This is a genomic window from Pradoshia sp. TA40_28 (assembly GCF_059694525.1).
Genome location: NZ_JCATZO010000005.1, coordinates 1 through 24,452, shown reverse-complemented (window position 1 = coordinate 24,452; position 24,452 = coordinate 1). Strand labels below are relative to the sequence as shown.

Genomic DNA, 24,452 nt, shown 5'->3' with positions numbered 1-24,452 from the left:
ATTGCTACTCTCGACCATACAAGTCGGGGGTGTTTTTTATAAAGGGGGATAAACAAAAAAGACACCCTAATGAATGTCTAAAATAACTTACGTTAGTCTAAATTGACTTCCTTTTTATAATCCATTCCGGAATAACCATTCTGATATTTCCTTTCGGGATTCCAGCCAGTTCATATATGTCACTTAGCATTCTCTCGTATAAACTAGAATGTTTAATATCATATGACAATTTTTCTTCCAATCGTGTTTTTTCTCCTTCTGATTTTGATCCATAATACTGTTCGATCGTTTCAAAAAAATGGACAGGCAGCAGCATTCTTGAAAATAACATCCTAGCTGAAAACGTTGATAAAGGAGTAATAGATTGATATTGGCGTAAAAACGACTCCACGCCCTGATGATAGGTGTTTGGCTGTTTAAAATAATAAGCACGAATCCATTCAGCAATATCCCTCGCACCATGATCAAAAACCCATTCAGTAAACAGCTTACCGTTAGAACCAGATCCCCATGTTTCAGATGTAAAGCGATCATAACATACGGTACCTCCATCAACCATTTCCGGATTTTCGTCTATTTCGGTATCTACTAAATATTGAATCGCATTTTCCGCCAGGCCTGCATAATAGGGATAACTATCAATAAATATTTTTTCAAAATCATTTTGCGGCTTAGCCGTCAGCTTATCTCTCCAAACTTTTTCAAGCTGATCGATACGCTGCTCCCACATTCCCTTCCATTTTCCAATTCTCGAGCAAAATTCTATCCGTTGCGGAATCGTCCTGCCGCGATAATGAAATACGGCCAGTTCTCTGCCTGCTTCGTATACATGTGGCATATCTGAACCTTTAAGACAAACCACAACGTTTTTGTGATCTATTTCGGTTAGTAATTTCTGTTCATTATTTAACAGGGGCAGCCATACCCCCTTCTCACCTTTGTTCTGCAAATGATAGGCGAGATTGTTTCGTTCTTGAATCTCCTGCTCCTCCATATGGATCTCAAAGCTTATGAAGTCGTTTCCTCCACCCGTATATAATTTCAAGGCCCCACTAGTCTTTTCTTGATCTACTGTAAGACCATATCGTTCGTACAATAATTGTTTGTTCATCACAGTTTTCTTTAACACCCCTTTTTCTCTTTGCTTACTATGATCAGTATATGGGCAAGATAACACTTATATGTGATTAACATCAGATTTATACTTACTAAAAAATTGGAGGTTGGTGTCACGGTATGAAAGGGAAACCAGTAGGGAAAACAGAACAAATGGCTAGACAATGGCTAAATGAACGTGGGGTGACAGTTCAAGACATTGGTGAATTAGTACTGTATTTACAGCATCAATATCATGATAATCTGCTTTTAGATGATTGCATTCACAATGTAGAACGAGTGCTGTCAAAACGAGAGGTCCAAAATGCCATTTTAACAGGCATTCAATTGGATAGGCTATCAGAAAAAGGAATGCTGGAGGAACCTTTACAATCCATCATTAAAACCGATGAGGGATTATACGGGGTTGATGAGATATTAGCGTTAAGTATTGTTAACGTATATGGTTCCATCGGTTTTACCAATTATGGTTTTATTGATAAGAAGAAGCCGGGTATACTGGAGAAGTTGAATGATAAATCTTCCGGTGAATGCCATACCTTTTTAGATGATATTGTTGGAGCCATCGCAGCCGCTGCATCCAGTCGCCTGGCTCATAGTGTAGAAAACGTAGAATAAAAAAAACTGTATTTGTCTTGAATCTAATTGATGAATAACAGCCTGCATTTAATGACTTATACAATCTTGAAGAACCACCAAAAAGAACGAAAGAGCATCAACCGTCTCTTTCGTTCTTGAATAATTTTGTGTTTGTTTCTTTTAGATTCCAAAGGTTTTATGCTTATTCATTCACCACTAGAGCCAATTCTACTTGTTCGAAATCCATTTCTACTGCCAGCTCTATAGTATAAAGGACAAAGGCAAGGGCAATGATAGCAGCTAGAATGAGTTGTTGTTCAAAAAGAGTAATGGCAAAAAAGATATCCAGTAAGACAAGTAACGAAAATTTTAAAATCATCGTCTACTCCCCCATTTCTTCATCTTATTACTCTTATTCCCAGAATATTTATAGATAATGATCTAGCTAGTGACAGTTGTGTGTACGTTTCCATTTCTGAAACAGAAGCCTCTTACTAAATTCTAATAAATTCTAATAAATTCTAATAAATTCTAATAAAGTTTGTGAAATATTGAACTTTATATAGAAATCTATTAACTGGTATGCTAGAATACTTGTGTATCAGTAAAGACTTATTCATTTTGTAGGTTTTTATGTCCAAGACTATTATGAAGGTTCGTGTTCGGTACTCAAAATGCCAGCGCTTTCTCTTTTTAATTTTAGGTCATAAATTAAGGATAACTGTACAAACTACAAGATGATAGAGAACTTTCACAAATTAAAAGTAAGGGAGTATTACATAGGATGACTAAAGTGGATTTAAAAGCAAAACCTTACCATTTATCTGACGAAGATATTAAATGGGTAGAAGATACGATCAAGTCCATGACAATCGAAGAAAAGATTGGTCAATTATTCGTAAATATGGGAGCTAGCCGTACTGAAGAATATCTAACTAGCATGGTTAACAATTATCATATCGGTGCTGTTCGTTACAACCCTGGTAAAGCTGAAGAAGTTTACGATCAAAATAAAATTCTTCAAGAAAACAGCAAAATTCCATTATTGATTGCAGCTAATACAGAAGCTGGCGGTAATGGTGCTTGCACAGATGGTACTGAAGTTGGTCTTGAAGTTAAAATTGGTGCAACAAAGGATGCTAAATGGGCTTATGAAATGGGTCGAGTATCTGGTGTGGAAGCATCTGCTATTGGATGTAACTGGAGCTTTGCGCCAATCGTTGACATTCACATGAACTGGCGTAACCCAATCATTTCTAGCCGTACTTTCGGTTCCGATCCAGATCAAGTTCTAGAAATGAGCTTAGCGTACATGAAAGGTATCCAGGAAAGCGGAATCGCTCCTGCTGCTAAACACTTCCCTGGTGACGGTGTAGATGAGCGTGATCAACATTTATCCTTCGCACCTAATAGCTTATCTATGGAAGAGTGGGATGAAACTTTCGGAAAAGTATACAAAGGCTTAATCGATGCTGGCCTACCTTCTATTATGGCTGGTCATATCCATATGCCTGCTTATTCTAAGCACTTCAACCCAAGCCTTACAGATGAAGATTTACTGCCAGCAACACTTTCTAAAGAACTTATCACAGACTTATTACGTGGTAAATTAGAATTCAATGGTGTTGTTGTTACAGATGCGAGCCACATGGTTGCGATGACATCTGCAATGAAACGCAGTGAAATGCTTCCAACTGCCATTGCTGCTGGTTGTGACTTATTCTTATTCTTCAACGATCCAGATGAAGATTTCGGCTATATGATGGACGGTTACAAAAACGGTATTATTACAGAAGAGCGTTTAGAAGCTGCTCTTACTCGTATCCTTGGTCTTAAAGCATCTTTAGGTCTTCACAAAAAAGCAAAAACAGAAATCATGATGCCGAAAGAAGAAGCGCTTAAACAAATCGGTCTTCCTGAAAACGTTAAGCTTTTTAAAGAAGTTGCAGACCTTGCAATCACATTAGTAAAAGACAAACAAGATATCTGGCCTGTTACTCCTGAAAAATACAAACGCGTATTATTGGTTAACGTTAAAACAGCTGAAGGTGCCTTCAGTAAATTAATTAGCGGAAACAAACCTAAACCAATTGATCTTCTAAAAGCTGAGCTTGAAGCGCAAGGCTTTGAAGTGGAAATCCACGAATCTCCAATGGATAAAATCGCGGACCTGCCACCAGAAGAACAAATGAAGAGCATCATGAACGCATATGCAGCAAAACGCCCTATTAAAGAATTAACAGATAAATATGATTTAATCATTAATATCGCTAATATCAAAATGGGTGAAGTTGTTCAACGTATGACTTGGAATGCATTAAAAGGAACACCTGATATTCCTTTCTACGTACATGAAGTACCAACTATTTTTGTTTCTGTAAACTACCCATTCCACTTAGCGGATGTACCGCAAGTGAAAACATACATCAACACGTATGATGGTAATAAAGAAACAATTGAATTACTAGTAGAAAAAATGATGGGTAAATCACCATTCAAGGGTGACAGCCCAGTTGATGCATACTGCGGATTAAAAGACACTTATATTTAATAGGTGCTAAAAGGATTAAACCAAATACGGTTTAATCCTTTTTTAATTTATTTTCTTTTGCATTTTTCTAAGAAGGCTCTATACATAAGAAGCAATCGCCCTGCCTGCGATCAGCGCGGTAAATAAACAACCGCCAAGAAATGTTCCTTCGAGAGAACGATACCCATGAACGCCTCCCCCGCCGAATCCGGAAACCTCACCAGCTGCGTAAAACCCAGGAATGGCTTCACCTTTAGAGTTAAGAACTCGTGCAGATAAATCCGTTTGTAACCCGCCAAGTGTTTTTCGGCTCACAATATTTAATCGAACAGCAATCAAGGGGCCGTTTTTAGGGTCGAGAATTTTATGTGGTTTAGCAACACGGATCAATTTATCCCCTATATAATGTCTCGCTCCCCGTAAAGCTGTTATCTGTAAATCCTTGGTGAATTTATTATCCATTTCACGATCTCTCGCTTTAATTTGTCTCTCAATTATATGAGGATTTAATAGATTGTCGCGAGTAAGTTTATTCATGCCTTTTACTAATTCCACAATGTTATCAGCTACGATGAAATCCTCTCCATTATCCATAAATGCTTTCACCGGACCAGGGGGCCCAGGGAGTACTCTGCTTAAAACCTTACGGATACTTTTACTTGTTAAATCCGGATTTTGTTCAGAACCGGACAGGGCGAACTCTTTCTCGATAATCTTTTGCGTTAAAATAAACCAGGAATAATCATAACCTGTTTTCTGTATAGCCTCCAAAGTGCCTAGTGTATCATAGCCGGGAAAGTTGGGGGCAGGAAAACGGTTACCTGTTGCATCCAGCCACATAGAAGATGGTCCAGGCAATATTCTGATTCCATGGTTTTCCCAAACTGAATTCCAATTCTTGATTCCCTCCGTGTAATGCCACATCCGATCGCGATTCACAATACGCCCTCCCACCGCTTCAGAAATGGCCAGCATTCTTCCATCCACATGTGCCGGTACACCTGAAATCATATTCTTTGGTGGAATGCCGAGTCTATCTGGCCAATTTGCACGGACTAAATCATGGTTGGCACCGATACCGCCGCTCGATACCAGCACTGCACTGCTGTTAAATTCAAAATGACCAATGACTTCCCTATTGCTCTTCTCTCCTCTTAATGCTGAACTAGGTGCCAATAGAGATCCTTTTACCCCTAGTATGGTTCCATTATGACCGATAAGTTCATCTACTTGATGCCGAGGACGATAATCCACCAACCCATTTTTAATATGTTCTCTAACCCTCTTTTCAAAAGGAGACACAATGCCTGGTCCTGTCCCCCAGACGATATGAAATCTCGGGACTGAGTTGCCGTGGCCCTCAGCTAAATAACCTCCTCTTTCTGCCCACCCAACTACAGGAAAAAAACGAACTCCTTGTTTATGAAGCCAGGCACGTTTTTCACCAGCAGCAAAGTTAATATAAGCCTCTGCCCATTGTTTCCCCCAGTAATCTTCCTCATCACGGTCAAATCCTGCAGTTCCCTTCCAGTCCTGCCAAGCCAATTCCTTGGAATCCTTTATGCCCATACGACGCTGTTCAGGAGAATTAACTAAAAATAACCCACCAAAAGACCACCAGGCTTGTCCGCCCATTGACGTTTCAGGTTCTTGATCTAGAAGTAATACCTTTTTCCCTGCATCAGCAATTTCTGCTGTTGCCACCAAACCGGCGAGACCAGCTCCAACAACAATCGTATCAAACTCCACTATAGATCCCCCTTTTGTATAAAAGTTTTATATTCTTATTTTAATCCAATATTTGATAATTTAGATATACCTCACTATTATGAAAAAAGTAAATTTCTACTGTTTGAACTAGTTGAATTATATAAAGAGATTATTTAACTTAATTTTCTGATAATATGTAATTAAGCTAAAAAAAGGAGGATTTTAATGAGGGAGAAACTATATGAGATTTTGAGGACATATCTTATTGTTGTAGTTGTTACCACTTTATTCGGTGTGTTCGTTCAAGGAAAATTATTGGATGAGTCATTATCCAATATAGGTATGGTCACATTCATTTATTTTATAAGTCTTATATTCGTAATGATTATCGAAGGTATCAGGAAAAATTGGTAAATAAAAAAGGAGCCCATAAAGTATTCTTACGTGCTCCCCTTTTAGTAATTATGCTTCACCCTCTATATTGGGCAAGATTAATTATTAATGTATTTCTCAAAGATGGCTCCAAAATCCTTCACGTGGTACTGATCATAAGAGGATTTCAACCATTCAAATGTAAATTCAGTTATCCCTTTATAGGTGCTTGTTAATGAAGTTTCTTCAGATCTTGAATTTTGTAAAGTTTGGACCGCTCGATCAAGCCCTTCTTTAGCATAATTCATTTGAATAGAGTATTCATATGTCATTTCCTCAATACGTAGCAACGCTTTATATAAATCTTTTAATTGTTCAACTTGATTTTTCTTCACATCAATATCAAAATGAACATTTCCCACATCAAACTTAATTTCTGTATCCAAGTCCAATTTACCAGCAGTTTCAAGCATGACATTTGAAATCTTATACTGAGAATATGGGTATCTTTTTAACAAACGTTTAGATGAGATAGCATTCTCACCATCCACATGAATTAGTGCCAGATTTGTAAAGCAGTACTCGTCTGCCTTTGTTTTAATGAGGAAGTAAATCTTCTCATTATCTTCATGCATAACATAGTCGTCAGCATCTGTTTTATTATAATCTTCTGGCGAAATAATACTACCTACATCAGACAAGCCTAATGCATCAGAAGCCATTTTCTTTAACATGTTAATCACCTCATACTAGTTAATACCTTTACTATATCAAAAAAACGATTAGGATAGAATTCATTTTTCGCCTTAAAAAACACATGGATTTCCATGTGTTTCATGCCATTATTCGTCGTATTTTTTCGTTATTTTTGCTATTTCTTCACCAAGCTTTTCATAACTACTTACTTCTCCATGTGGATGCTGAGCATTCTTTCTTTGTTTCCACTGTCTTTCTTCTTCTTTTTTTGAATGAGACATGTATTTACCTCCAAATTATTTGGAGCATAAGGGTGATATGCAGTTCATGCATACCGTCCTATTCTCCTTGATTTTTTGATTTCTTTGCCTTTTTAGCTTTATTCTTATGAGCCTGATTCGCACTGGTACTTCCAAATTCCTTGGAGAATTCAGAATCCGTTTTACTGGAATCAAACCCCTGTTTACTTTTTTGATCTGCATCATGCTTTCTTTTCGGCATACGATCCCTCCTTCTCTCATTTAGTATTAGAAAGTGAAGAGTAAATATGCACTAACACTTTTATTCGCATAAAAAAAGCACAGAATACTCTTAAGTATGCATTCTTTGCTTCATTTGCTTTCTTATCAGGCTTATTAAATCGCTCTTGATTAATCCGATTAACATTCAACTTATTCAATAGGTACCTGTTATTTTGCATTCGTCAGTTTACTCATTAAAACATACGCCATAAATGGATGACAATCAGCAATACGACTGTATGCATCCCAAAGGGATTAGGATAGAATCGGAGATGACCATAAAACCTCCCATCCCTGTAATCATGGATGAAATAGCTCCATATTTATTACCACTCGGCCCTTATACCCCATATTCACTGGCCATATAGAAATACCGATTCCAAGCCTCCAAAAGCAAATAAGTTCATCCACATGATTAAATCAGGTGGACTTAACGAAAATAAGACAACTGCCAATCCAATCATTGTTGTGACCCAGAAGCTGATTTTATTTAATCTGCTTCTCAGTAGCATTCTTCTTTATGTAATTGATATATACATCTTTAACTACGGTTGCACTCACCAAGGTTAAAAGAGTACCAGCGGTGAACATGATTGCGGCCATTGGAGCGGCTAAGACAGTTACTGTCATAAATGGCGGCATGACTTCATTGTCAATATAGGCCTTACCATGTTGTCTCCTATTTCAATTCCAGGAATCACAGGACGGACGAAAACTTTGATAAAATGCCTTAAGATTGCTTAACTATTTTGTCCGTCTTTATATTTTGTATAATATATAAAAAAACAACATTATCATTAAATAAAGCTGTATTCCTTAATTGAAGGATGAAAATTTAATGAAATACATTTAACTACATAACACAAAGTAAAGAAGCCTCAAAATATAATTTTGAGGTGACGATGCAAAAATTATAACCATTTATTCGTTTTTATTAAAATAAAGCTCACAATTAGGGTAAGGACAAGTGCACCAGTAAATGCAGGAAATAAATAAAAACCACTTGTTTCAGGACCCATTTCACCAAGAATACCTGTACCAAGCCAGGCACCAATAATTCCGGCCAGAAAATTCCCTATCAATCCATTGTGAACCTTTTTATGAATAAGCAAACCTGCAATCCATCCAATAAAGCCACCAACAAATAGGATGCCAATAAAGGTCATTCTAAGACTCCCCCTTCATCGTCAGTATATGTCAGGAGACGTTAATTGGCTTTATATTGATGGAAAGAGGGCTTTCTCTTATTTAGTTCATTTTAGTTTTACTCATACAATTGTTGAAAAGTTAAATTTTCTGAAACTTGCTTACTGTTCATACTAATTCCCCCCTCTACCTTTCTTGTACATTTTTCATTCCTATATTAAACAGTCTTTGAACTGTAGTTCCAACCACAGGGATTGGAAAGCTGCTTAAATTCTAAGATTAAAATGCAATTTTCGGAACGCTGTCTCTAAGCAAAACTCCGTAGTGGATTAATGCCTTCATTATATAGACTCACCTTTAAGCCTATACTAGGTTATATCTTTCTATACCTTGGCATAGGTGTATTAAAGACCGGGTGAAGCCGTGTCGAAGGCAGGTGAAGTCCAGGGGAAAGCGCCTATGCCCCAGCTATAGAGTGGCTATGGAGCGACTATACCCGGAGAAAGCCGGGTCATAGGCGGGTGAGGTCAGGGTATAAGCGACTATTATACCAACCATTGCTTCAGATGCTCCAAAAACGGAAGTTCTTTTGATTTTACTTTACCAACGACATTGACTAGCTTAACTTGTTCATCAAGCAGGGTACTGGGTGAAACTCCTTATTTATTCGCCCCAGCCTTCAACCCTTCTACCATGTATTTTTGGAACGCCATAAAGAGAATCGTGATGGGTAGTGCAACAAGCACAGCCCCAGCAGCGAATGTTGTAAATTCCGTGTTTCCTCGTCCTGTCACCATTTCAAATAACCCAATCGCCAAGGTTTTATTCTCATTGGATCGTAAAACCAGTCGGGCAAAGATAAAGTCCATCCACGGGCCGATGAAGTTCGAAACCGCTACGAAGACGAGAATCGGTACACTCAATGGCATCATCACTTTAAAGAAAATAGTGAAATGGCCTGCTCCATCAATTTTCGCTGCATCTTCCAAACTACGAGGCATGGAATCGAAGTATCCTTTTACAAGCCAGGCGTTAAATGGAATGGACCCGCCCGCATAAACCAAGATGAGTCCCCAATGATTATCTAATAATCCCATTTGTAAAAGCAGGATATAGATGGCAATCATCCCCATAAATCCGGGAAACATTTGCAGAATCAACATAGTCATCAATCCCTCTTTCCGACCTGGAAAGCGGAATCGGCTGAAAGCATAAGCAGCCGTGACCACTAAAAAGGTCGAAATGACCATGTTCCATAGTGCAATTTTTAAGGTGTTTTTGTACCAGGTCACATACTCGGTTTCCTGAATCAAAAAGACGAAATGTTCCAGGGATAAACGGATTCCTTCGACAGACTGGGCGATTTGAGTAAAATTAAAATTCCGAACCCCTTCCCAAAAGAGAACCCATTCCATCCCAGGAAGAAGCTGTGCACTGAAGAGGGAATCCCCTGGATTCAAACTTCCCATGAGGATCCATACAACAGGATAGAGCACAAAGATTGCCACCACGAGAAGCAGGAAATGTTTCCAGAAGAATGAGATTCGTTCACGTGTTTTATGTTTCATGACATCATGTCCTCCTCCTTGAATGCTTTCGTTCGTCTGAAGTTCCAAACCGAAATAATGGCGATAACAATAAAGATCAAGATGCTCACAACGCTTGCCATATTAAATTGGCTTTGGTCGAGGGTTAGTTTGTAAATCCAGCTTATTAAAATGTCTGTTGAGCCTGCATAACTGTAATCCACATTCACAGGTCCTCCGTTCGTCATGAGATAAATCAGGTTAAAGTTATTGAAATTCCCGGCAAACTGCATGATGAGTAAGGGGGCGGTGGAGAACATGACAATTGGCATGGTGATTTTCCAGAACTGTTGCTTCCCGTTTGCCCCGTCCACTTGCGCTGCTTCATAGAGTTCACGATCGATGCTTGTCATGACTCCGCTCATCAAAACCATCCAGAACGGAAATCCGAACCAGATATTTACCATGACAAGCGCGAATTTCGCCCACATCGGGTCGCTGAGCCAAGGGATACTGGAAAGTCCAATGACTTCTAAATATTGATTAATCGGTCCGAATTCCCCGTTGAATAGGTTGCGCATGATCAAAATGCTGACGAATGATGGAATCGCCCATGGCAAGATATAAATGCTCCTCCAAAATTTTTGGTATTTGATTCCCTTTGAGTTTAAGAGAACCGCAAACAAGATTCCGACAAAGAACGTGGTGACTGTGGCTGAAATCGCCCAAAGAACCGTCCACCCGAAGACTCCGATAAACGTTCGATTCCATGTTTTTAAGTTAAATAAGTCAACAAAGGTTTGAAAACCCACCCAGTCCACTAAAGAAGCAGGTGGCAAATGGTTCGGTCCTGAATAGTTGGTAAAAGCGATTGCAACTCCGAAAATCAGAGGCAAGATGGTTAAAAAGGCAGTGAATACAATGGATGGTGTGAGCAAAAAATACGGAAACCCTTTATCCATTAAGACACGGAGGGTTTCTTTGAATGAGTTTGGCTTTTTCCCCTGATCTCTCCATTGTCCGACTTTCCAAGCATCCTTCACATTCAAATAATAGATCCAAACAAAGAATAATCCACAAATTAAAAAGATGATTCCTTCGATTAATAAGAAGATACTGTGGTCCCCTTGCTGAATCTCAAATCCCACACGGGTTTGCACCGTATCTCCTAATGTGGCCAATCCCCACATGGCATTTCGAAACGGTAAGGTCCAAAAAAATACGAGATATACCTCCATAGAGACAAATAAGATCCCTTTGATATACTGTCGATTGTATAATTGTCCAAGTCCCATAAGCAGCAAAGAAAAGATCAGGCTTTTCTTGGCATGTGTTTTCATTCGTTTTGACCTCCTTTTCACTTCTTAGAAAAAAGAACCAATATCTCACTATCTGGATATCGGTTCTTCTGATTGTAGATCTCTTTATTTCTTATTCTGAGTGGCCACTGCATCTTCAATTTGTTCTTTGGCAGCGTCTAACGTTTTTTTCGAGTCGGTTCCATCATTCCATATAGATGTATAGGCCGTTTCCATCGGTCCCCATACTGCTTGCATTTCAGGAATGTTTGGCATCGGTACTGCGTTTTTCGCCTGTTCCAAGAAGGCCATGGAGACTTCATCTTTTTTGATGCTTTCATTTTCAAGGAGCGAAGTCGCTGGTGGCAATTGGCCTGTCATTTCGTAACGTTTTAGGAGCATTTCTTCACTGGAAGCCATTTGAGCTAAAAGAGATGCTGCTTTCGGATATTTGGAATAACTGTTTACATAGTAGGCTTTGATACCTGAATAGGATTTTGGCGTTTCACCGTTATCCAATGTTGGAAGCGGAGCGATTCCAAAGTTCACGCCAGCATCTTGATGGTTTTTAACATCCCATGGTCCTGAAAGACGGTAGGCTAATTTATTTTCATTAAAGAAGGATGAGATCACATCACCAGTGATGTCTTCTTTTTTCATCGGTAACAATTCTTTGTTGATTTTTTTCATAAATTCCGCTGATTTAATGGCTCCCTCATTGTTGACACCAATATCCGTTGGATCAGTATCTTCTTTTCCGAATACATAGCCACCATATCCAGCTAGGAAAGCATGTGTGTAATAAAAGTTACCCGGTTCCATCATGAAACCATATTTCTGATCTTTTTTTCCTTTGTTCGTCACTTGGAATTCTTTCGCTGTTTTAAATAAATCTTCCCATGTTTTTGGAGCCTCTTTCACGATATCTTTATTGTAATACAAAGCATAAGTTTCAATAGAGATGGGATACCCGAACATTTTCTTCTTTCCATCTTTATCCACAAAACTTGTCCCGTTTACCGCTGCTTCCAGAAACATATCTTGATAGTCATCGGCAAAATAGTTGTCATACACCAAACCTGCCTTCACCATTTTTCCTAAATGGTCATGAGCGGAGTTGAAGACATCTGCACCTAAGCCCGCTGGTCCGTCTGTTTCCAATTTACCTGCTGCATCTGTGTGCCCCACTTCCTGTACTTCAACAGGCACATTGTATTTTTTCGTGAATTGCTCTGCGACATAGGTCGCCCATGCGCCTTCATCTGCTCCGTTGTCCCAAATAACCAGAGTGGCTCCATCTTCAGGTTTGAGTGTTTCCTTTGTAGTTTCCTTAGGTTTTGGTTCCGAAGTTGCTTTTTTCGGTTCATCTTCCGAACACCCTGTTAATAGACCGGCCAACAGGATGGCTGATGCCAACATACCAACTATTCTTTTCTTGATCATGTGAAACCTCCTAAGCGGGATATTTTTTGTACCATGTATAAAATTTGTAAAATACATTCTGAATGCGCTTTTGAAATGAACTACATTTACTTTTACATATGAATCCGAAAATCTCATTCCACTTTTTTGCATACTTTTTGTTGCTTTCGTTTTTGATAGACCTGTGCTTCATAAGAATAAAAAGTAAAACAAAGGCATCTCTGTAAGCGGTTTCAAAATATGCATTAATAAATCATATACATCGCATTCTTCCTGCATCACAATGGTTGCCATGTAGACCAAAAGTCTCTGCCTGCTCGTTCATAAGGGTCGATATAAGCATATATTTGCTGATGACGTATTCGGTGAATTAATATCATAAGTTCTATTCACAAATAAGAGGGTAGTTTTTCGAAGCTGAATCATCTGTTTGTAGTACGAAAGAATACTCTGCGGATCCTTTTTCTAAAGTAATACATTGATATGAGGGTAGTTTGGAACGACGTCGAACCAAGCACATTTATTCGTTGTAAATCCCAACTTGATGAGTATAATCTTGCATAGGTATAAGTCTTGTTGTCTGATTTCCAAATAATCTGCATGATCTCTTCGTATGATCGCCCTTTCCATATCGTTGTACTGATCACTAGTCGGGAAGTGGAAATTTGTCATGCTGTACAGGAGTCGTCATTTACCTAGAGCTTGAAGCTTCATGGCTGGTCATTATTTTTCGAATCCAAAACATGCAACACATTGTCCTACAGTTTCTTTTGCCTCTTGGTCAATGTCTGCTTCAAAACAGCATCTTCAGTCCTCCTCCCATCCCCTTGATTCCATATCCTCAAGTGCTCTAGCGGAAAAATCATGTTGAAATCCTCTATTTCTCCTACCCATTTGTCTGCTTTTTCCAAACGTCCCCATTGTCATCCTGTTCGTCATAATAATATAGCGGGCAAACCTTTCTTATCGTAATACCCTATGAAACCCCGCTCACGTTTATTATATGAGGGGAGCAGGGTTATCAGAAAACTTTTTACAATTTTTATTTTACGGTATCGTATATCCTAAGGTTGAGAATGCTGAGAATTCACTACGTTTTTGGACGGAATTCACTTGAGTTTCAAGAACTTTGTTTATAGAAGTCACTAAACAAGAAACCAGTAAACAAAAAGGATAGACGAGCAATTCATTATGCTTGTCTATCCTTTAATATTTATTATAATTTCTTCTGTATAAGTAAAGCGTCTTTTAAATATTTAACTTTAACTCCTTTTTATCGATTATTTCAAGATTTACTCTAAATCACGAGCTTTTTACTTCCCAAGCGTTTTTGTAACCCCAAAAACATTGTCTGCTTCATCATACTGATTCACAGCAATATCAAGATCATGAAAATAACGATGGATCAATCGAATCTGTTCTTTGTCCGGTTTATTTTTGGTTGCCTTAGCAATGGAATGGATTTGCTTAAAGTCATCCGATACCTGTTTATTTTCTATCCCTTGGCTAACGACCTCATTTATATCCCTCTCAAGTATAGCTGATAAACTCTTGGCCTCTGACATATCTAATTCTTCAATACTACCATAACCTGTTAGTTCATTGTATTTTGCATGATATTCAGCAATTAACACACTTTCTTGATTCGATACATTTTTAGGAGGGTTTTTCTTTAATTGATCAATTGCTTCTTTAGATGGATCATTTAAATGGTAATAGATAGCCAGACCAATCACTCCAGCTGCTAGTATTCCTACTATTACTATTAAAAAAGATAGCCACTTTGATTTTTTCTTCTTTTGTTTTTTAGTCAATCGTTCTCCCGCCTATCAACAAAGTATTTGTTCTCTTATCTTTGGAAATTTATACCTTATAATTATGACAGGTTTAGCTCATCTGTACAAATAAACCAACCAATCTAGCAATGATTGGTTGGTAACTAAATAATTAAAAATAAAAATCCATTAAGGTTTCATCCATTAAATCTTGTGTTAATCCTATGTATATCATTGTATCTTTTTGGTTGGAATGGTTTAAAATTTGCTGCAGCAAGGCAATATCTTTATATTTTTGGTAGTGTAAATAACCGAACGTTTTACGTAAGGTATGTGTGCCGACATCTTGAATATCAGCCATTTCAGCAGCTTTATTCAACACACGATACGCCTGCACCCTTGTAATCGGTCCGTTTCCTTTTCGGCTTGGAAAAAGATAGCCATCATTTGAAAGTTTTTCTTTCTTAACGTATTTTTTTACTTCTTTCCGCAATTGAGGATTAATCAAGAACCGCTTCGTTTTCTCTGTCTTTTGTTCAACAATGACAATATGAGTTCCATCAAGTATGTCTTTTACCCGTAGCTGTAATAAATCCCCTATCCTGAGTCCGATATTGATTCCAATTGTAAACATTATATAATCGCGATAACTGCAATAGCGCAAAAGCGCTTTTTTCATCGCTTCTATCTGATCAAGCCGGCGAATAGGCTGTACATTTTTAATTCGTTTAGACTCTGTATACACTTCTAGCCAGTCCCCCTTCTTCCCTTCTTTTATTGTACGAGATTAGACCATTCCAAGACAAGTTTTTTTCATTTTCACATCCCCTATAAATGTTGATTTAATCACTTTTTGAATGTATCAATACAGGTCCTTTGTTACATTCGGAATTTTCAATTATTTTATCCTAAAATACCTGTTAATTCTACAAAATTCGTCAGAGCTCTATAAATCAATTTTATTCATAATTAACTCATTTACATCCAAATACCTTCAGGGATAAAAATAATAACCTTAAAATCGAATTATGAAGGTCGTTTTTTGAATTATTTTGTATAAATTTTTAGTTATTATTCACTTAACAATACTGTATAAGATACACTATTATAGAATGAGGAGGTGGAGGCATTTTGGATGAACTCATACAATCTCTTATAACTGAATTGCGGAGAGGTACACTTACTCTTGCCGTTTTAAGCCAACTGCAAAAACCAGAATATGGATACTCGCTCGTTCAATCCCTCGAGGAAAAACATGTTACTATAGATCCCAGTACTCTTTATCCTTTATTGAGAAGATTAGAAAAACAAGGGTTATTGATTAGCAAATGGGAATTAAATGGAAACCGACAGAGGAAATATTATCAATTAAGCTCAGAAGGCAAACAAGTTTTTGAAAAATTAAAGGAAGCTTGGACAGAAACGGCTCAACAAATGATACAATTGTTACGAGAGGATGAATGAGATGAATTTAATTGATATATATGTTTATGAAGTTAAAAAATGGCTTCCTGAAAAATCCAAGGATGAGATCGCAAGCGAACTCAAGGGGAATATTGAGGATATGCTGCCTAATGACTATAAGGAAGATGATATTAAGAACGTTTTAAATAGCCTTGGCGATCCCAAAATTCTTGCTGCCAATTACGGCGGAAATAAGCGGTATATTATAGGACCTCTCTTTTATGATAGTTATATTAAGGTTTTACTGATTGCGATGGCTGTTATGGTTGGCCTAGTATTACTGGGTGAAATAATTAGTGGGATTACAGATTTCACAAGTTACTCTTCCATTGTATCTTTTCTAATGGATATGTTAACGGATTCAATCATAGGAATTATTCAAGCCGCTTTCCAAGTATTCACCTGGGTAACGATAGCTTTTATAGTGATTGATAAAGTTGCTGATTCAAATAGCATCCCTTTTCTTAAGCCAAAGTGGAATACTGACCTATTGCAAAGAAGGATTGTACAAAAACAAAAATATCAAATCCCTAAATCTGAAGCTATCTTTAGTTTTATTTGGACGATTATATGGATTTTAGTTTTATTATTTTCACAACATTTGCTAGGTTGGTACGAAACTGAAAATGGGGAACTGGTTTTAAAAGCTTCTTTATTTAATCAATCCGTCCTGAAAACGTATATCCCCCTTTTAATTGCCCTGGCCGTTTTAGAAATTAGTTTGGCTGGATTAAAATACGTGATGGGCAAATGGACTTACTACATGGCTATATTCTATACAATTCAAAGTACATTCGTTATAGCAATTCTTTATAAAATGTTGTATGACACGACTTTATACAACAGCGAATTTATCGAACGCTTCAATCTATTATTTGAAGAAAACACAAATGGAACATTTCCATCAGGTATTATAGCCATCATATTAGCAGTCGTTATTTTAATATCTGTGTTTGATTGTGGATTTGCATTTTACAAAGCCTATAAAACTACGAACTCTAAGCGCAAACGTAAAAAGTAAATAAAAGGATGCATCCCTTATTAGTATGGATGCATCCTTTTATTAATTCTTTTATTTCTTATTTGGATAAAATACATGTTCGACCGTCAGACTTTCTTTAATTTTTATTATGCCAAATGAGTATGCTGATTGTCGTCTTTTGTCTGTCGGAGATCCCGGATTAAAGAGAATTATTCCATCTATTCTTTTGTTAACGGGTATATGCGAATGTCCAAAGATGATCATATCCAGTTCTGTCCCACTAAATGCTTCGATGGCTCTTTGTTCTGTGGTCCCCTTCTTGCCGTGCCCATGGACCAGCCCGATTCGATATCCCTTAACTGTTAGGATCTTTTGATATCCAAATTGGTCTATAAGATATTGTCCATCTACATTTCCGCAAACACCCTCGACTGGTGCATAGGTTTTTAGTTCCTCATAAACCTCTCTGGTTTGCCAATCTCCTGCGTGTAAAATCAGGTCCGCTGTTTTCAACTCTTCCCTTAAAAGCGGTGGAAGACCTTTAGCCATTCTGGGCATATGAGTATCTGAAATGACAATCACTTTCAATCGCTCTTCACCTCCATACATGGATTTGTTGATTCTTTTATATATCTTTTCAGTTCATTTAGAAACAAAAAAGAATCGTCTTTAGTATGAAATATCCTTAACGGTATAATAATGGCATGGATGGCATTCGTATAAATATAAATGTGATTATTTTGCTGTACAATATTTTTAATGTCTTGCCATCTATATAGTTGCTTTTGCCCACCTTCAACCATTTCTTCTAAACCATTTTTTCTCATTACTAAATGGTATCTGCCAAACAAATTTGGCTCCCGGCTGTTTTTATGAAACTTTCTAAACTTCCTTTTGACTGCTTGATTAGCATAAGCCGAATAGAAGATAACAGGCAGTAAGGCAATCAACAAACCACTAATATAATTAATTGGTGATAGCGGGCGGATATACAACCATTGTAAAATCAGCACAATACTAAAGGTGATAAAAAAGAGTTTTATTTTTTTGTTCCTTATTCTTCGGCGGGTTGACATAGATTGCTTTGTCGTATGAAGATAAAAATCAATTAAGTCAGTTAGTCTAAGATCATATGTTATTTCCATCTTACTCCCTCATATCGTTTGGTTTCCCTTCATTGTAACAGGATATTTCAATAAATAAAAAGGACAGCCAACATTATCATTGATAATGTCGGACTGTCCCATAAAATTCTGTCTTATTATATTCAGGATATTTAGAAGAAAAGTGAACATAAACCGGGCTATCCAACAGCCATGGATAATACGCCAGGAGTGTTTGATCACCATGAACAATGGCGTGTAAGGCTACAGGCATCATTTTTTTGAAGTGTTCATATCGTTCGCCCGCCTTAGATTCATCAAAATCACCCTTACTAATATGGACATAAGCGGCAAAAATGAATTGTCCGTTCATCATCTGCCAATCAGCAACCACTTCATCTCGCATCTCCCAATTAATCTTTAACGTATCAATTTCATAGCCAATACTGAGAAACATTTGTCCAGTCTCATCAGAATGTGTCAACGTGTATTTTCTGAACTCTAGTGGACCTAAAGGAGTCGCAGGCGGAATAAACGTCACACTTAATTGCTCTGTTTGAAAGGTCATAGCTGGAACACTCCTTGAATAAGAAGATATTTTTACCATTCTATGACAATGGCCTATAATTGGTGCCAATAAAAAATTAAAAAGCTTATCAATCTACCTCTTCTACAAAAGTTTTCTAATCACAGGTTTTTACTGTACAATCCTTCAGTAATTAGTAACCAAGGATCGTCTTCCTAAAACAAACAATAAGCCAGAAACTCTTACTCAATAATAGTTTCTGGCTATGCATAATACGATGAATTATAATCCTAGTAACTGTTTCTTTTTAGCTTCAAACTCTTCTTGAGTGATAACTTCCATATCTAATAGTTCTTTAAACTTTTTCAATTCATCAGCTGCAGATACTGTTGGCTGCTGGTTGTTTCTATTAGCATTTTCTTTCAAACTATCTAGAACTTGATGTATATGGTTATTGATTGATGTTGCTGAACCTTTATCTAAAGCAATTTCAAATTTTTCTCGAGGTGTGTCAATTTTGATGATACCAAATACGAATCCAGCTTCAAATGAGATATCATTAATTTTTGTATGATCAACTACCTTGAATTTCTCTCCAGTAATTTTTTTCTGCCCTGCCAGAATACGTTTATTTGTGATAGCATAGGCAAAATTCCCATCGTGCTTAGTAGTTGATTCATAATCGTGCAACCCTATGAAAGTCATTAATACCTTTTCATCTTTCATCAATTTACTCTCGATAACGCCGAAATGTTTTACTCCCCAAGACTCATTAAAACCTGAACCAAAGTTATTATCAATACAGTATTGGTACATTCCAATCGCAGTGTTCATTGGATCGCCTTTTAATTTTTCTTCTTTTTCCTTGATTATCGCTTTTATATCTTCAATTGTAATTTTTGATACATCAACAACTCCAAGTCCTCCTGCTTTTTTGAAGCATTCTGGACAAGCCCAAGCATTAGATCTTTTTATTTTATATCTATTTAGTCCCACTTCTTTGCCACATGCACCACATACAGCTTTCAAACTAAAGAAACCCATTCTTATCTCTCCTACATTTTATCATTATCATTAAAATCTCTATGAAAACTTGACTCTCTTTTATAGTTAAATGTATAAAACTACTACTAACATGTGATTAAATGAACATTCATAATCAAAAATAACCGGCGACCATACCCAAACACTTTTCTTAGATAAAAGGGTATTTCCTCATTAGTAATGGCCAGTAAAAATAAGAATAAGGCAATAGAAATATGGTGTCAATATAGCTTTTAAATCCATTTAATGACTGATTTTATGGATTTTAATTCAGCGTAATCCCTCATAAAAAAATGAAACCGACGCGACGTCGATTTCACTTTATTCTTTATAGAGGCTTGTAAAGTCTTATCTATTGAAAATCAGCCATTAATTCATCTACAATTTCTTTCACTGTTTTCTTTTCTTTAATCGAATCAATCGCTGTATTTACAGATATGATGCCTTCTGAAACTTTTCCATCAAGCATCCCTATACGAAGCCCCCCACGCTTATTAATCTCTTGTTCAACCTCATCAGTAGACTTTCCGTTTTTATACATTTCCGCTAACTCCACCGCTGATTTAGTAGGAGTAGACCGCTGTAAACCTGAAACAAGCAAAAGGTCTTCCGCTTTAGAATTGATAATGTCTTGTTTAGCTTCCTCAGAAGCAGGATTCTCTTCAGATACGATAAAGCGAGTTCCTATAAAGACCCCTTCAGCTCCAAGTGCAAATGCAGCTCGTACTCCACGAATATCATTTATTCCACCTGTCGCAATAACCGGGATATCAACAGCATCTACAATTGTTGGTACAATAGAGAACGTACCAATTTGGCGTTGTGGAATATGTCCTCCCTCGTCGTATCCAGTAGCCACAATTATATCAGCGCCGCTCTCTTCTGCAATTTTTGCAGAAACAACAGATGGAGTTAACTCTCTAAAAATTATAATACCACCACGATCTTTTATTTCTTTAAAAAAGGTTCTATTCACTTCTCCAACAGCCACGAAAATGTTAACCTCTTCTTCAAAAGCCGCATCAAGTGTTGAACTTATGTATACATCCGTCTCCATACCTTCTTGTGGAGAATACACATTAATACCAAATGGTTTATCTGTTAACTTTTTAATTTCTCTAATCTCACTTCTAAGTCTCTCCTCTATGGATACCGTTTCATCTTTTGCAAGTGGACCCGCATTAAATCCCAAGACACCTAAACCACCAGCCTCAGAAACAGCGGCTACAAATTCAGCATTTGTAAGCCAATTCATTGGTGCTTGAATAATCGGATATTTAATTCCCAAAATGTCCTCTACTCTTTTGTTTGTATTTAGATTCATTTCTCTCACCTCAAAGGTTAGTTCTTATCTTACATTATGGTAACCCACAATAATTTCATCAGCAAATTTTAATTATTCTAAATGGAAATAACACTTATTTCGAACCTGTTAGTAAATCAAGAGATCATTCACTCTTTAAATCTCTTTTTATAATTAACCTCTCCCTTCTACCATTAGATTACAGTAGAAAAGGCATTAATCCCTTTTGGAATCAACGCCCTATTATTACAAATTGGTATGTTATTTAATCTTTTTTTGTTTGATTATCCCATATACTATGGGGATAGTGGTACTAACTATTATAATGAGTATAAGCCATTTGCCTAGATGGTTTTCCCAGCCAAGCGCAATTGATATGGATTCAAACGAAATAAAGGCAAAGATGATTAGGCAAATATTTTTTAACTGGTTCATCGTTTTTCTGCTGGCCAAATAAAATTCCCTCGCATTTTCTTCATTAAATCGTTCAGGATAATTATGTGTCTCAGGAAACTTTTCAAACAACAGCATGAAACCTGCAATAAAGATACCCAAAACCGGCAAAGTAAAAAGTTCTGTTTTTGAACCCCAACGGTCCACTTCACCTACTGCATTAAAATGTGCAGGTACTTTATCAGGTAGTGCATGCCAATTGAAAATCAAAAAGATGATTGATCCTAAATAGAATGCATACCCAATGAGATCCCAAACCAACTCACTTTTCGTTTTTCTAATTATTAATTTAGGTCTTTTCCAAGAATTCGATATCCTCTTTACCTCCTTTTACAATTTAAAATATCTATATAATATTTATTCGTTATGTTAGTATTAATTCCTTCTTTCGCTAATCTGACCGATACTATTTAAAATTTATATCGAAAACTCATCTTCCCCTTTAGTAAATTACAATTCGATATTAATCTTTTCTCTTGCACAATTATTAGATAATCAAAACCATCAAATCCTCGTCAAAATATAACCCATTAAATTTCAGAGCATTTTTTTCTACGCCATAGACTTCAAATCCCAATGATTTATATAGCTTTTTGGCTGAGTTGTTTTTAGATATAACAGTTAAGCAGATTTGTTCCAAACCTTCACACTTTTTCGCTCTTTTTATTAGGTCAACTAGAAGTTATTTCCCTATACCTTGTCCTCTAGCATCTGGTGCCACATACATCCCGTATACATTTCCTTTGTGACTGGTTTTAAGACTGGTCTCACGCCTAAAAGTAACTATCCCAACTAACGTGCCTTTATCATTAAAAGCACCTAAAACAAATCGATCTTTATCTGGTTCTAATCTCTCAGCAATAGAATCTAGTGAAAATTTCACTTCTCTCTCATATAATGAACCAAATGCTTCTGGGTTTATCGTTAATGCACTTAATCGCACTTCTTGGTATATTTGAGCATCAGAAGCATTTAAAATACGAATTTTCATTCTCTATTCCCCTTAGACCTTTAGAGTTATACATCATAGAAAGTGACTAATTACAGAATAATACTTTGTTCCATAATTAAGGATTTTTACTTTTCATGTGTTTGATTCCATTCTTCTAATGTCATCATTTTAAATTCTTCTATGTAATCCAATCTTAACGGAGCCATTAATTCAATACTATTTCCATCTGGATCTTTAAAATAGATTGCTGCATGTGCTTGAGGGTTATTGGGTAAAACCAATGGCTGTTTTTCTGAAGGAAAACCGAAATTAGTTGAGACAGCTATATCCCTCTTCTCTAACCACTTTTTAATATTATGCATATCATCTCTATCAATTTGGAAGGCTATATGCCTTAAGGAAGGATGGTAAGGTGTATTCACCTTATCTGTTTCCCACAATCCCAACCAACTTCTTCCTTTCTCAATCCAGAAAAACACTAAATTTTCTTGTTGAAAGGCTATTTCTAAATCTAATTTCTTATAAAACTCAATAGATACTTTAAGATTACTGACAGGTAAATGTGCTTCATATAAGCCTTTAATCATTCCATAGCTCCCCTAGATATTCGTATTTAAACTCACTACATAAATTGCCCTTTCCCTTTCATATATTAGAGTTCAACATAAAAGGACATTATTCCTCCTCGGATTAATGTCCTCTTTAGTACTCTGAATACCTATTTTGGCTCAATATGAATATGAACATTTTGTATACGATGTTTATCCATTAAACTTTTCTCTATTTCTTCAGTGATTCGATGACTTTCAAAAACATTAAGATTTTGATCTGTTACAATTACTATATCAACAAACGTTTGGTTTCCGTGTGTTCGTGCTCTCAGACTTTTCACTTCGGATATATTTGGATTACTTATCACAGTGCTTTTAAGCGCTTCTAATTCGCTCATTTCAAAGCCATCTGTTAGTTCTAACACCGCCTCCTTAAATATTCCGACAGCCGTTTTAATAATAATTAGTCCTACTAAAATAGCTGCCACCGGATCAAGCCAATGAACACCAAATCGAGAACCTATAATACCTATGAATGCTCCCATACTAACAAGAGAATCAGATAAATTATCTTTTGCAGCAGCTTTAACTGAATGACTCTTGATTTTTTTAGCTAACTTCATGTTATATAAATAAACGAGAAACATAATTAAGGAACTGGCTAAAGCAACCCATCCAGTAAATAGATCTGGGACAATATTACCTGGCCGATTTAAACTTTTAACCCCTTCAATAATAACCTGAATACCTACCGTGACCATTATGAATGCTGCAATAAGTGATGCAACAGTTTCTGCGCGATAGTGGCCATATTGATGGTTTTTATCAGGTGGCTTTCTTGCAATTTTTAGTCCGATCAAAACTGCTATTGAAGCTATTACATCTGTTGAATTATTTAATCCATCAGCAAGCAGTGCTTCAGAATTACCAAAATAACCAATGACCGATTTAGAAATAGATAAAATGATATAGGTAACAATACTAAGCCAAACACCCTTTTCCCCAGCTTTTAGGTTATCATATGACTCCATCAGCATTCCTCCACTATTAGACAAAAATCAACCTAATGTACGATCAGATATCATTATTGAGGGTATCTTTAACTAATATTTCCTTAACGGAAGAAAATAACCGTTCTACCTTTACTACCACGTTATAAAAAAGAGCTGAATTAACTCTTAAAAAAATCCATAAAGTGAATGTAATATTATATTCATCTTGTAGCTTCCATAGCATAAAAAGATAAAGATCGATTTATATTAGAGATTTATTTCTAAGATAAAATAAAAAGACAGAGGAATAAATATGATGTGCACCCCTAAAGTTAGACGAACCAATTCTAACTTTAGGGGTGTTTTTGTGGTCAAATATGATGAAGGCTTT

At 36.7% G+C, this 24,452-nt stretch carries 28 protein-coding genes; 5 read left to right on the top strand and 23 right to left on the bottom strand.

Annotated features, from left to right (window positions below):
* Positions 1 to 97: 97 nt before the first annotated feature.
* The gene (gene yutH, locus AC58NB_RS07925; RefSeq protein WP_497426291.1) at positions 98 to 1,129 is read right to left on the bottom strand and encodes a spore coat putative kinase YutH; all 1,032 of its coding nucleotides are present in this window, start codon (positions 1,127 to 1,129) and stop codon (positions 98 to 100) included.
* A 107-nt stretch (positions 1,130 to 1,236) separates the two neighbouring features.
* On the opposite strand from yutH, the gene AC58NB_RS07920 reads away from it, so the two are divergent.
* Positions 1,237 to 1,734 (top strand): phosphatidylglycerophosphatase A family protein, encoded by a 498-nt coding sequence (locus AC58NB_RS07920; RefSeq protein WP_497426290.1) that lies wholly within the window; start codon positions 1,237 to 1,239, stop codon positions 1,732 to 1,734.
* A gap of 163 nt (positions 1,735 to 1,897) precedes the next feature.
* Here the strand turns inward: AC58NB_RS07920 and AC58NB_RS07915 are convergent, their stop codons facing one another.
* On the bottom strand, positions 1,898 to 2,074 hold the full coding sequence (locus AC58NB_RS07915; protein WP_497426289.1) for a hypothetical protein: 177 nt from the start codon (positions 2,072 to 2,074) through the stop codon (positions 1,898 to 1,900).
* A gap of 405 nt (positions 2,075 to 2,479) precedes the next feature.
* Here AC58NB_RS07915 and AC58NB_RS07910 point away from each other — a divergent pair, with 405 nt between their 5' ends.
* Positions 2,480 to 4,246: a glycoside hydrolase family 3 protein gene (locus AC58NB_RS07910; RefSeq protein WP_497426288.1), complete on the top strand. Its 1,767-nt coding sequence runs from the start codon at positions 2,480 to 2,482 to the stop codon at positions 4,244 to 4,246.
* A 78-nt stretch (positions 4,247 to 4,324) separates the two neighbouring features.
* Here the strand turns inward: AC58NB_RS07910 and AC58NB_RS07905 are convergent, their stop codons facing one another.
* Positions 4,325 to 5,974: an FAD-binding dehydrogenase gene (locus AC58NB_RS07905; protein ID WP_497426287.1), complete on the bottom strand. Its 1,650-nt coding sequence runs from the start codon at positions 5,972 to 5,974 to the stop codon at positions 4,325 to 4,327.
* Positions 5,975 to 6,160: 186 nt separating this feature from the next.
* On the opposite strand from AC58NB_RS07905, the gene AC58NB_RS07900 reads away from it, so the two are divergent.
* Positions 6,161 to 6,349: a hypothetical protein gene (locus AC58NB_RS07900; RefSeq protein ID WP_497426286.1), complete on the top strand. Its 189-nt coding sequence runs from the start codon at positions 6,161 to 6,163 to the stop codon at positions 6,347 to 6,349.
* A gap of 77 nt (positions 6,350 to 6,426) precedes the next feature.
* Here the strand turns inward: AC58NB_RS07900 and AC58NB_RS07895 are convergent, their stop codons facing one another.
* The 10 genes from AC58NB_RS07895 to AC58NB_RS07850 all read right to left on the bottom strand — a co-directional run bounded on the left by AC58NB_RS07895 (position 6,427) and on the right by AC58NB_RS07850 (position 15,415).
* Positions 6,427 to 7,041, bottom strand: a complete 615-nt coding sequence (locus AC58NB_RS07895) for a PH domain-containing protein (RefSeq protein ID WP_497426285.1) — start codon at positions 7,039 to 7,041, stop codon at positions 6,427 to 6,429.
* Positions 7,042 to 7,149: 108 nt separating this feature from the next.
* The gene (locus AC58NB_RS07890) at positions 7,150 to 7,284 is read right to left on the bottom strand and encodes a DUF6254 family protein (protein WP_497426284.1); all 135 of its coding nucleotides are present in this window, start codon (positions 7,282 to 7,284) and stop codon (positions 7,150 to 7,152) included.
* Between the two features lie 58 nt (positions 7,285 to 7,342).
* Positions 7,343 to 7,504 (bottom strand): hypothetical protein, encoded by a 162-nt coding sequence (locus AC58NB_RS07885; RefSeq protein ID WP_497426283.1) that lies wholly within the window; start codon positions 7,502 to 7,504, stop codon positions 7,343 to 7,345.
* Between the two features lie 506 nt (positions 7,505 to 8,010).
* Positions 8,011 to 8,166 (bottom strand): sodium:solute symporter family transporter, encoded by a 156-nt coding sequence (locus AC58NB_RS07880; protein ID WP_497426282.1) that lies wholly within the window; start codon positions 8,164 to 8,166, stop codon positions 8,011 to 8,013.
* Positions 8,167 to 8,435: 269 nt separating this feature from the next.
* Entirely contained in the window at positions 8,436 to 8,690 is a 255-nt protein-coding gene (locus AC58NB_RS07875) for a GlsB/YeaQ/YmgE family stress response membrane protein (RefSeq protein ID WP_497426281.1), read from the bottom strand.
* A 639-nt stretch (positions 8,691 to 9,329) separates the two neighbouring features.
* On the bottom strand, positions 9,330 to 10,238 hold the full coding sequence (locus tag AC58NB_RS07870) for a sugar ABC transporter permease (RefSeq protein WP_497426280.1): 909 nt from the start codon (positions 10,236 to 10,238) through the stop codon (positions 9,330 to 9,332).
* Positions 10,235 to 11,536, bottom strand: a complete 1,302-nt coding sequence (locus AC58NB_RS07865; RefSeq protein WP_497426279.1) for a carbohydrate ABC transporter permease — start codon at positions 11,534 to 11,536, stop codon at positions 10,235 to 10,237. Before AC58NB_RS07865 ends, AC58NB_RS07870 begins: the two co-directional genes overlap by 4 nt.
* Positions 11,537 to 11,620: 84 nt before the next feature.
* Complete coding sequence (locus tag AC58NB_RS07860; protein WP_497426278.1) at positions 11,621 to 12,937, bottom strand: sugar ABC transporter substrate-binding protein; 1,317 nt, start codon at positions 12,935 to 12,937, stop codon at positions 11,621 to 11,623.
* Positions 12,938 to 14,229: 1,292 nt separating this feature from the next.
* Positions 14,230 to 14,730, bottom strand: coding sequence for a hypothetical protein (locus AC58NB_RS07855; protein ID WP_497426277.1), 501 nt, complete (start codon positions 14,728 to 14,730; stop codon positions 14,230 to 14,232).
* A gap of 133 nt (positions 14,731 to 14,863) precedes the next feature.
* On the bottom strand, positions 14,864 to 15,415 hold the full coding sequence (locus AC58NB_RS07850; protein WP_497426542.1) for a tyrosine-type recombinase/integrase: 552 nt from the start codon (positions 15,413 to 15,415) through the stop codon (positions 14,864 to 14,866).
* A gap of 407 nt (positions 15,416 to 15,822) precedes the next feature.
* Between AC58NB_RS07850 and AC58NB_RS07845 the strand changes: the two genes are divergently transcribed.
* Positions 15,823 to 16,155: a PadR family transcriptional regulator gene (locus AC58NB_RS07845; protein WP_497426276.1), complete on the top strand. Its 333-nt coding sequence runs from the start codon at positions 15,823 to 15,825 to the stop codon at positions 16,153 to 16,155.
* Between the two features lies 1 nt (position 16,156).
* Positions 16,157 to 17,176 carry a hypothetical protein gene (locus tag AC58NB_RS07840; RefSeq protein WP_497426275.1) on the top strand — a complete coding sequence of 340 codons (1,020 nt, stop codon included), beginning with the start codon at positions 16,157 to 16,159 and terminating at the stop codon, positions 17,174 to 17,176.
* A gap of 51 nt (positions 17,177 to 17,227) precedes the next feature.
* Here AC58NB_RS07840 and AC58NB_RS07835 read toward each other — a convergent pair whose 3' ends face one another.
* The 10 genes from AC58NB_RS07835 to AC58NB_RS07790 form a co-directional block, all read right to left on the bottom strand.
* Entirely contained in the window at positions 17,228 to 17,719 is a 492-nt protein-coding gene (locus AC58NB_RS07835) for a metallophosphoesterase family protein (RefSeq protein WP_497426541.1), read from the bottom strand.
* 2 nt (positions 17,720 to 17,721) lie between these two features.
* Positions 17,722 to 18,282 carry a YcxB family protein gene (locus AC58NB_RS07830; RefSeq protein ID WP_497426274.1) on the bottom strand — a complete coding sequence of 187 codons (561 nt, stop codon included), beginning with the start codon at positions 18,280 to 18,282 and terminating at the stop codon, positions 17,722 to 17,724.
* A 76-nt stretch (positions 18,283 to 18,358) separates the two neighbouring features.
* Positions 18,359 to 18,808 (bottom strand): staygreen family protein, encoded by a 450-nt coding sequence (locus AC58NB_RS07825; RefSeq protein WP_497426273.1) that lies wholly within the window; start codon positions 18,806 to 18,808, stop codon positions 18,359 to 18,361.
* A 240-nt stretch (positions 18,809 to 19,048) separates the two neighbouring features.
* Entirely contained in the window at positions 19,049 to 19,810 is a 762-nt protein-coding gene (locus AC58NB_RS07820) for a PH domain-containing protein (RefSeq protein WP_497426272.1), read from the bottom strand.
* A gap of 352 nt (positions 19,811 to 20,162) precedes the next feature.
* Positions 20,163 to 21,134, bottom strand: a complete 972-nt coding sequence (locus AC58NB_RS07815; RefSeq protein ID WP_497426271.1) for an NAD(P)H-dependent flavin oxidoreductase — start codon at positions 21,132 to 21,134, stop codon at positions 20,163 to 20,165.
* Positions 21,135 to 21,374: 240 nt separating this feature from the next.
* Positions 21,375 to 21,881: a DUF1648 domain-containing protein gene (locus tag AC58NB_RS07810; RefSeq protein ID WP_497426540.1), complete on the bottom strand. Its 507-nt coding sequence runs from the start codon at positions 21,879 to 21,881 to the stop codon at positions 21,375 to 21,377.
* A gap of 172 nt (positions 21,882 to 22,053) precedes the next feature.
* Entirely contained in the window at positions 22,054 to 22,233 is a 180-nt protein-coding gene (locus tag AC58NB_RS07805) for a GNAT family N-acetyltransferase (RefSeq protein ID WP_497426539.1), read from the bottom strand.
* Positions 22,234 to 22,248: 15 nt separating this feature from the next.
* Positions 22,249 to 22,557 (bottom strand): GNAT family N-acetyltransferase, encoded by a 309-nt coding sequence (locus AC58NB_RS07800; RefSeq protein ID WP_497426270.1) that lies wholly within the window; start codon positions 22,555 to 22,557, stop codon positions 22,249 to 22,251.
* Positions 22,558 to 22,643: 86 nt separating this feature from the next.
* On the bottom strand, positions 22,644 to 23,105 hold the full coding sequence (locus AC58NB_RS07795; RefSeq protein WP_497426269.1) for a VOC family protein: 462 nt from the start codon (positions 23,103 to 23,105) through the stop codon (positions 22,644 to 22,646).
* A gap of 131 nt (positions 23,106 to 23,236) precedes the next feature.
* Positions 23,237 to 24,100 (bottom strand): cation diffusion facilitator family transporter, encoded by an 864-nt coding sequence (locus AC58NB_RS07790; RefSeq protein WP_497426268.1) that lies wholly within the window; start codon positions 24,098 to 24,100, stop codon positions 23,237 to 23,239.
* Positions 24,101 to 24,452: the final 352 nt, after the last annotated feature.